This window comes from Caldisphaera sp. (assembly GCF_023256325.1).
In the GTDB taxonomy this organism is placed as follows: domain Archaea; phylum Thermoproteota; class Thermoprotei_A; order Sulfolobales; family Acidilobaceae; genus Caldisphaera.
In genome coordinates this window covers 1-9,951 of sequence record NZ_JAGDXI010000020.1, presented here as the reverse complement: position 1 = coordinate 9,951, position 9,951 = coordinate 1, and the positions used below count along the sequence as shown (strand labels likewise).

The window sequence follows — 9,951 nt, the reverse complement described above, 5'->3', positions numbered from 1 at the left end:
CGCAGAAGGATCCATAGAAGCAAGTGTTATAGAATTATACAGATCATATAATTATGAAGGAAGCAAAAAATTGGCTTACTATGCCTCAGGAATTAATGATAAACTATAGGGTGATAATGATGAGTAATAAAATATTTCCTCCTGATCCTACAGCCAAAAAAGGCTTTTATGATATCAATATTTATTTAGAGGCTGTGAAAAGATACCCTAATTTAGTCAAACTAATCGAAAACAAATCAATAGAAAATGGAGAAAAGACTTGGCTTATATATGAAGATGGTAGAGAATTTACTTATAAAGAAGTTAATGATTTAAGTACGTCATTTTTTGCCGGGCTCAAATCTTTAGGAATTAATAAGGATGAAAAAATTGCCATTTTTGCAAATAATTCTCCAGAATGGATAATAAGTTACTTTGGTATATTAAAGGCAGGTGCTATTCCTGTTACTGTCAATATAAACTTTATTAAAGATCCTCTAATATATAACTTAGAAAAATCTGACACAAGCCATTTAATAATAGATTCAAAATTATTACAAGCATTTATAGACGTAGAAGATAAATTAAAGAATAAAATAAAGAATTTAATAATAATTGGCGACGTAGAAGATAAATTAAAGAATAAAATAAAAACTCAGTGGATGTTATATAAGGATCTACTTAAATCTAGTAATGAAAAAGCAGTGTCCAATCAAAAGCCATACGACATAGCAGCAATGATACTTACTTCTGGTACAACAGGTCCATCTAAAGTGGTTGCAGATACACATGCCCAATTTATTTATACGGCCTTAGATATGATAGATGCAGGTGGAGTAACGCCAAACAGTAATGTTTATGTTTACCTACCATTATATCACATTATGGCATTAGATTTAGCAACCATATCTTCCATGTTAGCTAACGCAAAAATGGTTTTAGTAAAAACATTATACGCTAGCCGTTTTTGGGAAGATATAAACAAATACAATATAACTCATTTTCATGCAGTTGGACCAATTTTAGAAATTTTATTTAAGCAGCCAAAGACCGATTTAGAAATAAATCATGGACAACTAATAGCTATAGCATATACGTCCAAGGTAGTATGGCTAGAAGCAGTAAAAAGATTTAACATCTATATAACGGGAGGGTATGGATCAACAGAAGCAAGAATACCAGTAACTAGTCCCTATGATGAAGTTATAGAAAGAAAGGTACCCCCAGGATCTTCAGGTAAACCTGCACCACCCTTTGAAATAGATATAGTTGATGAAGATGGATTTTCTTTGCAACCAAATAAGGTTGGCGAAATAGTTGTCAGACCAAAACTACCATGGGCAATTTTTAGAGAATATTATAACATGCCAGATAAAACTATAGAAGCGTTTAAGGGATTGTGGTTCCATACAGGTGATTTAGGTGTATTTGATGAAAATGGCTATCTATACTTTGTAGACAGAGCAAAAGATGCTATAAGGAAAAAAGGAGAAAATATTTCATCTTATGAAATAGAACAAACTTTATTAAAATTTGACAAAATAAAGGAAGCTGCAGTTATCCCTGTTCCTTCCGAAATAGGAGAAGATGAAGTTATGGCAGTAATATCGTTAAAAGAAAAGGTTAATCCTGAAGAAATTATCGACTTTTGTCTAGAAAACATGCCTAAATTCTGGGTACCAAGGTATATTAGATTTGTAGATTCCTTACCAAGAACTCCAACAGGAAGAATAGAGAAATATAAATTACGCAATCAAGGTATAACTAATGATACTGTAGATATGAATTTATATATAAAACAAAAATTACAATCAACTAGAAGATGATCAATATGGAAAAGGTATTAACAAAAATTATTGAAAACATATTAATAGTAACTTTAAATGATCCAAATAATAGAAATGCTGTAGATTTTGATATGGCAAATGAACTTGAAAAAATATGGATAAATTTTGAGAAAAACGATAACCTTAACGTAGCTATAATAACTGGCTCAGGAAATAATTTCTCAGCAGGCGCAAATCTATACGATGTTAAAAGATTATTGAATAGGGTTGAAAATCCTAATGGTCCTTTAGGCTTTACAAGACTAATAATAAATAAACCAGTTATAGCAGCTATAAATGGCTATTGTGTTGCAGGAGGATTAGAAATAGCCCTATGGGCTGATATAAGGGTTGCAGGAAAGAATTCAAAATTTGGATTTTTGGAAAGAAGATTTGGTGTCCCATTAATAGATGGAGGAACTCAAAGGCTTCCTAAAATAATAGGTTTGGGAAGGGCATTGGATCTTATTTTAACCGGTAAGCTAATAGACGCACAAGAGGCATATCAAATAGGCTTAATAAATTACTTAGTAGAAGATGATGAAGTATTAAACAAAAGCATTGAAATAGCTAAAATGATAAGCAGTTTTCCACAAAACACGTTAAGAAACGATAGACTTTCCGTTTATGAAGGTCTAGGAAGAAGATTAAGCGATGGATTAAACATTGAGATGAAATACGGTATAGACTCTATAAAAACTAATGAGTTGATAAATGGGAGTGAGCTTTTTAAAAAAGGATTGGGAAGACATGGAGAAATAATTAAATAATTTACATTTTTATTAAATAAAGACCTTAGTTTAAAGATTTAAGTCAATCTATCAGGCCTATTTTTTCTTAATTCACAATAACAAATTATTAAAATCAAGTTCCCACAAATTTATAATTATCAATAAATTATTAAAATCAAATTTATACTTATGCGCCCTCAGCAATTACTGCAACTTCATACCACTCTAATTCTTTTTCATCTTTTTTGCTAACATCAATTATTATTTTCTTTTCCTCTTTACTATATACTAGATTACTCATATTTTTTCACCTGTTTAATATACTATCTGACGAAGCCTTATAAGTTGCTGCACTAGATAAAATAGACAGAAGTCTAAATAAAACTATTAATTGATATTTTAAATAAAAATATAAAAATAAAAGTCGTGAATTCTTTTGCTGAAATAAGTTTCCTATTAATCTTAAATTTAGAAGAACATATAAAATACCAAAAATTAATCTTATTTTTAAAATAATCTAAATCTTTATTAAAAATTAGATTGCAAATCGTCGCTGCTCAATTCATTTTTTCTACTTCTCCATTCAGATATTAAATCGAGATCGCTACCTAATTTTTTGCTGTCGCAAAGCTCTATTTTTACTAATGCGGGTAATTTAGCCATACTTCCTATTATTATTGCTTCTCCAGGGTTTAAACTTGGTAATAAACCAGCTAAATCGTCGCTTAATTCCTCACTTGCTTCTTGAACATATTTTATATCCTGCGGTTCAACCATTTTTAAAATTATTTTATTATTAGTTTGGCTCAATACATCAGAGTTAACGTTTTTCGGTCTTTGACTTACTAAAATAAGGCCGACCCCAAATTTTCTTCCTTCTCTTGCTACTCTTGAAGCCCAATACAAGCTCAAAGTATTGTCATTGTTTGGTATTAATACGTGAGCTTCTTCTATTACGACAAATAATGGAACAGGATAACCATTTTTACCTCTTTTAGATAGCTTTCTTTGCTGTAAAATTCTCCTTAAATAATGACTAACAACAGCATCTGCTCCTATCTCGTCTAACTCACTTAAATCAAAAACTGTTAACTTTCCAGGCTCTATTATTTGCTGTAGATTCAAAGGAGTATTAGAATCTAAAACTTCTCCATAGTAATCTTCGATATCATCTAGTTTGTTTAGAACACCATAAACATCTTTTTTAGTTTGACTATCAGCTTTTTTATCATCTAGTTTTTCTCTTAATTTATCCATGAATTTAGCTACACTTATCTTGTTTTGCTTTAGCTCCTCTTTTGTCTCATTCCACGCTTTTCTTAAAACTCTTTCTTGATTTATTGCATTAACTGGAAATCTTGCTAAATCTTTAAGCTCACTAAATTCCATTACAGCTGGATTTATAGTAGGCTTGATAACTTTACCTTTATTACCTAGGTTTAAGTTACCATATTCTCCATGCATGTCAAATAAAACAACCGTACCTCCTAAATCATTAACTATTTTTTTAGCAAGAACACATACAGTATTGCTTTTTCCACCTCCTGTTACTGCAAGAATTGCTAAATGCCTTTGTATTTTATTTACATTTATTTTATAGTCAACTTCTATATTCGAAATAGCTAAAGACGATAACTTACCAATTGCTATCCAACCTTGCTCCTCTGGTCCTCCAAAAATATCTTTTAAATCTTCTTTTTTAGCCAAATAAACATTTGTACCTGGCATTGGAGGTATCTTAGGAGATTCTATTAATCCTTTTTTTAATGTCTCTAAATAACTAAGCCATCTTACAGAACCTTTAAGATAAGATTCCTTAACTAGTTCTCCATGCGATATAGCAGAAATTACAGAACCTACAGATTCAGGATCAGTAACGCTCTGAGGTAAAAGCCTACTTCCTGATATTAATTTTTCTACTATACCTAAAACACAACCTCCAGGAGTTTCTACAGTCAAATACATACCAGCTGATAATCTTACGCCTTGGTTATCTTGATTATTTTCTGAAAATATAACTACGCTTTTCTCAGGCTCGCTTTCTCCCACAATCCACCCTAACGGAATCTCACTACATCCCATAAATATCACCCTAAAAATAAAGCATTGTTCTTTCTCTTACTTCACCTTCTAACCCACAAATCTTAATTAATGATTCCATATCATCATATGTTATCACAGCATGATGATGCGCTAAAACAAGAGGTGTTGGATATCCTCTTTGAAGAGGAATTGAAATAAGCTTTGATAATAGTTCTTGGGCCAGATCTTCATAATTTTTCACACTTTTTTGCGTATCAAATAAAAACTCTATTTGTAATATAGGTCCACCTGTTGATAATCTAGCGTACAATTTCAAAACTCCTAACCTTTTTTCATAAAAATCTGAAATACCATTTATATCGGGGAACATTTTATCCCCCTTTCTTTCACCGGTTATATTATATGAACCGTACCTTATACTATCTTCCCATATCAAATAACCTGGAGTTGAAGGATATGCCTTTCTAATTATATGAACGTCAGGTAAATTGCCCTTACAAAAATCCCTTGATCTACTAGTTTTAGTTATAAATGTTGGGATTGAATTGCTTTCCCATATTTTTTCAATAAGAATTTTATATGAATACAATTTTTCCAATATTTCCAATGCAAGATACCAATCTGAGTCATCCAAAGTATACCCATTTAATGCTCTTTTCATTAAAAGCTCAGGCATTTTTGGATGACTTACATTTTCACTTATCAATTCCCCTATATCTTTTATATTTCCTTCACTGCTCTCTTCTATCTTTTCCTTAGCTATTTCTAATAATGAATTTAGCATATAGCCGTTCCTTATCGAAGATAAAGGCCTCCACCAAGCTATTATTGGCACTATACTTCCATCAAATAAAAATATGCCATTATTTGGTATCGAATTTAATGAGGAGCTTGCTTCTAAAATTTCTCTATATAGAGAAACTCTTGACATTGAATATTTTGGAGGCAATAATAAACCAAAAAAAGCTCTTTCTTCAGCTTTGTCTTTAATATTTGTATTATTAAACACCTTTGAGTATGACTTTACTGCATAGATAGTAAAAGTCTCAAACTCAGAAACTACATCCCCTCCATCTTCTGCTGAATACTCAATGACATCTCTTTTTTCTGGTAGTTCTTTCCAATCTATTTTGCATTTATTCTCATACGGAAATTTTTTTATTATATTTAATATAACATCTTTATTTTTTAAAACTGAATTAACTAAATTTGATTCCATAATCTCACCTGAAACTTTCTCCATTTTGGCATAAGACTTTTGATACGCCTTCTTCTTTCTTTACACTACATATCTGATCTATACTATCCATTATATCACTATGATGACTTATTAAGAGCAATTGATATACCGGAGGAGGAACTTCACTTGTTTCGCTTTCGGTCAATTTCCCTAAAACCTCCACCAAGATCTTCCTTCTTTGCTCATCCAAGCTTTCAGTTGGTTCATCTAATGCCAAAAAGCCTATTTTAGCTTGAATTATTTTATTTAAGGCAATTATAAATGTTAATGCTATTACATTTTGCTCTCCGCCACTTAAAATAGATATAGGTCTTTCATTACCTTCTCTATCTATAACGTAAACTCCTAAATTCCCTTCACTGTTCTCTCTTATTTCTATTCTAGAATAATCGAGGCCAAACCTAGAAAAGACATTATTCATTTCATTCTCTAATGAAATTAATGCATTGTTATATAAAGACCTCTGGATTTTGTCAAAAATATTTATTGATGCAAGACCAACGGTTACTTTCTTTTCTATTTCATCTAAGGCATCTATTTCGTTTTTTAATCTAATTAAGTTATCTTCATTTGCTTTCTTTTCACCTTCTAAGGTGCTTATTTCTTTTATTAATTTTTGATATTGATTTTCTAAATCATCAGCCTCATTCTTTAATTTCTTTATTTCTTCTTCTATTCCCACCATAGAATTTATCTTAGAATTAATTTCATCAAATTCTCTAACTTTTTCATCTAACTCTTTTTTCTTATTAATTAGCTCTTGCTCATATTTCTCTTTGTCTTCTTTATACTTATCCAATAAATTAATCTTTGATTCTGCATCCTTAATTTTACTTTTAGCTTCTTCCATAGTTTTAGAATTCGTTTGCCTCAATAATGTTTTTTCAATTTCTTTAATTCTATTTTTAATTTCATTATAACTTACAACTTTTTTCTCATACCCCTCCAACTTTTTAGAAATATCTTTTATATCTAAATTAATAAATTTAAAATATTCTAAAGCGCTTATATATTCATTATGTCCTCTCTCTAATTCATCGAATTTTTTCTTAATTTCATTGAATTCCTTTGTTTTGTTTTCTAGTTCAGAGCTTATTAATAAAAGTTTTTTCTCAGATACTTTCATTTCATCACTTATTTCATCGCTTATTGATTTAAGTTCGTTGATTATGTTTAATAATGATTTCAATTCATTTTCAATTAGCTTTATTTTATTATTTAATTCTATGTCTTCTTTATTAAGTTCTTTTAGTTCATTTTCATGCTTCTTAATTTCTTCAATATAGCTATTTTTCAAATCACTTATAGTTTTGCCTGTTAATTTGCTATGACAAACTGGGCATTCGCTGCTCTCTCCAGGCTTTTCTAAAACAGTTATATAGTTTTTCATTACTTTAATGTTATAATTGATAGTACTTATTTTATTACCTATTTCTTTTTCCTTTTCTTTATTTACTTCATTTTCCTTTTCCAACTTTTCATAATAATCTTCTAATTTTTCTATAATACTATTTAAAGAATCTGCTATATCCTTAGATGCTTTCAAAACATTAATATCAATTAAATTCTTTAATAATTTTTCATTAATATTTAAAATATTGTTAATTTTATCTCTTTTCTTATTATAATTTTTATTTATTTCTTTTATACGTGCAAGATCGATCTTCATTGAATCTATTTCTTTTCTTAGTTCTTCAATTTTCTTACTTAATTCCTCGTATTCCTTCTCAATTTCACTATTTTCTGACATTTTTTCATAATAATGTTTTATATGTTCTAGTTGATTTATTTCATTTTCAAGACTTCTATTCTCATCAACCAATTTATCATAATCTTCAACAAGATTATGCATATTTGCAATTGGCCTAATTTTTTCTATTTCAGCGATTTTAAAATCTAAAGATTTTATTTCAGATTCTATGGAATTTATATCAGATTTAATTTTATTTATTTCAGATTCTATGGAATCTTTTTTAGATTTCAAAACGTTTAATTCAATAATTTTGTTTTGCAAACTTGACAATTCGTTATTAATTTCTTCTTTTTTATTTTCAATAATAATTTTTTGTGTTTCTTTTTCTCTTACATTTTTAATAATTTCATTCAATTTTTTATTTATATTAGTTATTTCATTTTTTTTCTTTTCAATAGCTTCTTTCAAATTATCTCTATGCCTTTGTTTTATATTATAAATTCCAACGCTTTCTTCATTTTTATTAGGCTTAACATCTATTTCTGTTAAATTTTCTTCAACTTCTTTATATAATTTTATTCCCAAAGCACTTTCTATCAATTCCTTAAAGTCTTTTCTAGAATCACTCATTTTACTTGCTATATTGCTCAAAATATTTTGCTTAACTATAATTGAGCTCTGTAAAAAATCGCTTACATCAGGTAATGATTGCATGTTCAAATATTGCTTTAAAATATTTTTGTAATCTTCGACCTTTGATGCTTCAACCTTGCCATTTCTTTTTAAAGTGACTTCTGTATTTAATCCATCCTTGCCTCTTCTTGTTAAATATATAATGAGCTCTAATGTATTATTTCCTTCTAATTCCCTTAATTTAACTGTTACTGCTGCCTTACTTGAATTAGTTTTTATCAAATAAGATCTGTCTCTCCAAGGTTTTAGAGTCAACGCAAAGAATAGAGCTTCTAGTATGCTACTTTTTCCAGCTCCATTTTCACCAACTAATGCCATGCTGCCTGGTGAGAAATTTATTTTTGTATCTTCGTGACTTAGAAAGTTTTTTAATGATATTGAATCAATAATGTAATATCCCATTATTCTAACACCTTTTTTAGCTCTTCAAAACTGCTTTCTGATAGCCTGGATAACAATTCATTTACTCTATCCTCATTTTTTTCAAATGCAGCATCTCTTAACTCTATTAACAGTCTAGCTGTGCTTTCTTTAATTTTAAATTCATTAACCATTATATTTACTGGATCTAACACGCTTTTGCTCAAAGATTTTACTGAATGAGATTCTTCTATATCTTTATTTATTCTTTCTAATAAAGGTATTATAACTAGGTTTTCTTCATTTTTCACTTTTTCTACGTTTTGTAAAACTATCTTTGAATATACGTTTTTTGGTATGTTTATTTTTAAATAAATAAGAGGGTTCTTATCATTTTTTTCTAATGATCTTTTCTCAATATCAACTATACTTTTTATTTTATTGTAAATTTCCTTTTCATTCATTATTTCCAGTTCTTTTACGACATTTTTTCTTACCTTTATATCTATCTCTTGAATATCAGGGACATCTGTAGAAAGATCTATAAGTAACGGACCTCTCTTATTGGATAATCTTGCTTCATTAGATTCTATTGGGTATAATGACCCAGGATATGCATAATATTTTTTTTCTTTGCTAATCCACCTCCTGTGTATATGGCCCATTGCTATATAACTTGCTTCTGGCAGTTCATTTACAGAAACCAAGGCATCTTGAGGAAATATTGGTTCTATAGAAAAGTGTGCAACGAAAACACTCTTTCCGCTAACCTTTTTTATCGCTTCATTATAATAAGGCAGTAATTCTTTAGCAAGTTGCCTTCTAAAATCTAAATTAGCTTTTCTAAATGGATATACAAATATGTTTAATTTGTTAACTGAAATTGTTGTATTCTTAACAATTTCTTCGTAAGTTTTTTCCTTAGGCATTGTTTTATCTGATGATCTTGACTCATATACAGGTGCATAAACTTTATCTACAGCTGAAGAAATTACTTGCAATATTGTTGATTCTCTTCTCCCTGGTGTATCGTGCTCTCCATGAGCTAATATTATAGGTATCCCCAAGTTAGTTAATTCTTTAAACCTTTGTATAACAAATTTTAAAGAATCGTTATCTGGCTTTGGACTATCAAATAGGTCTCCAGATATTATGAATGCATCAGGCTTTTCTTTTTTTATCATTTCAACAGATTGATCAAAGGCTTCTTTTATATCATCATAAATGGTGTTTTCATTATACGGTCTAGCACCAATGTGAAGATCTGACATATGAACGATTTGCAATTTTTGAACCTCCTTTATTTTATTTATATGTATTACCTCTTAAATATTATTCCATGTAAGAATTCAAATAGGAATGCGTAATTAAAATAATTAAAATATT

Annotated in this window: 6 protein-coding genes; 2 read left to right on the top strand and 4 right to left on the bottom strand. The window is 29.2% G+C overall.

Annotated elements, in window-relative coordinates; genetic code table 11:
* Positions 1-119 precede the first annotated feature (119 nt).
* Both Q0C16_RS03190 and Q0C16_RS03185 read left to right on the top strand, forming a co-directional pair.
* Positions 120-1,805 carry an AMP-binding protein gene (locus Q0C16_RS03190; RefSeq protein WP_292319596.1) on the top strand — a complete coding sequence of 562 codons (1,686 nt, stop codon included), beginning with the start codon at positions 120-122 and terminating at the stop codon, positions 1,803-1,805.
* Between the two features lie 5 nt (positions 1,806-1,810).
* A complete protein-coding gene (locus tag Q0C16_RS03185) occupies positions 1,811-2,575 on the top strand; it encodes a crotonase/enoyl-CoA hydratase family protein (protein WP_292319595.1) in 765 nt (254 codons plus the stop codon).
* A 489-nt stretch (positions 2,576-3,064) separates the two neighbouring features.
* On the opposite strand, the gene Q0C16_RS03180 is transcribed toward Q0C16_RS03185, so the two are convergent.
* Genes Q0C16_RS03180 through Q0C16_RS03165 form a run of 4 tightly spaced genes read right to left on the bottom strand, consistent with a single transcriptional unit; the run spans position 3,065 to position 9,851 of the window.
* Entirely contained in the window at positions 3,065-4,618 is a 1,554-nt protein-coding gene (locus tag Q0C16_RS03180; protein ID WP_292319594.1) for an ATP-binding protein, read from the bottom strand.
* A 10-nt stretch (positions 4,619-4,628) separates the two neighbouring features.
* Positions 4,629-5,798 carry a DNA double-strand break repair nuclease NurA gene (locus Q0C16_RS03175; protein WP_292319593.1) on the bottom strand — a complete coding sequence of 390 codons (1,170 nt, stop codon included), beginning with the start codon at positions 5,796-5,798 and terminating at the stop codon, positions 4,629-4,631.
* Between the two features lie 4 nt (positions 5,799-5,802).
* Positions 5,803-8,607, bottom strand: coding sequence for an AAA family ATPase (locus Q0C16_RS03170; RefSeq protein ID WP_292319592.1), 2,805 nt, complete (start codon positions 8,605-8,607; stop codon positions 5,803-5,805).
* Entirely contained in the window at positions 8,607-9,851 is a 1,245-nt protein-coding gene (locus Q0C16_RS03165; protein ID WP_292319591.1) for an exonuclease SbcCD subunit D, read from the bottom strand. The genes Q0C16_RS03170 and Q0C16_RS03165 overlap by 1 nt, the downstream gene beginning before the upstream one ends.
* Positions 9,852-9,951 lie beyond the last annotated feature (100 nt).

Excerpts from the sequence above, each read along its gene's own strand:
- Q0C16_RS03190 (WP_292319596.1), top strand. The coding sequence starts at position 120 with ATGAGTAATAAAATATTTCCTCCTGATCCTACAGCCAAAAAAGGCTTT.
- Q0C16_RS03185 (WP_292319595.1), top strand. The coding sequence starts at position 1,811 with ATGGAAAAGGTATTAACAAAAATTATTGAAAACATATTAATAGTAACT.
- Q0C16_RS03180 (WP_292319594.1), bottom strand. The coding sequence starts at position 4,618 with ATGGGATGTAGTGAGATTCCGTTAGGGTGGATTGTGGGAGAAAGCGAG.
- Q0C16_RS03175 (WP_292319593.1), bottom strand. The coding sequence starts at position 5,798 with ATGGAATCAAATTTAGTTAATTCAGTTTTAAAAAATAAAGATGTTATA.
- Q0C16_RS03170 (WP_292319592.1), bottom strand. The coding sequence starts at position 8,607 with ATGGGATATTACATTATTGATTCAATATCATTAAAAAACTTTCTAAGT.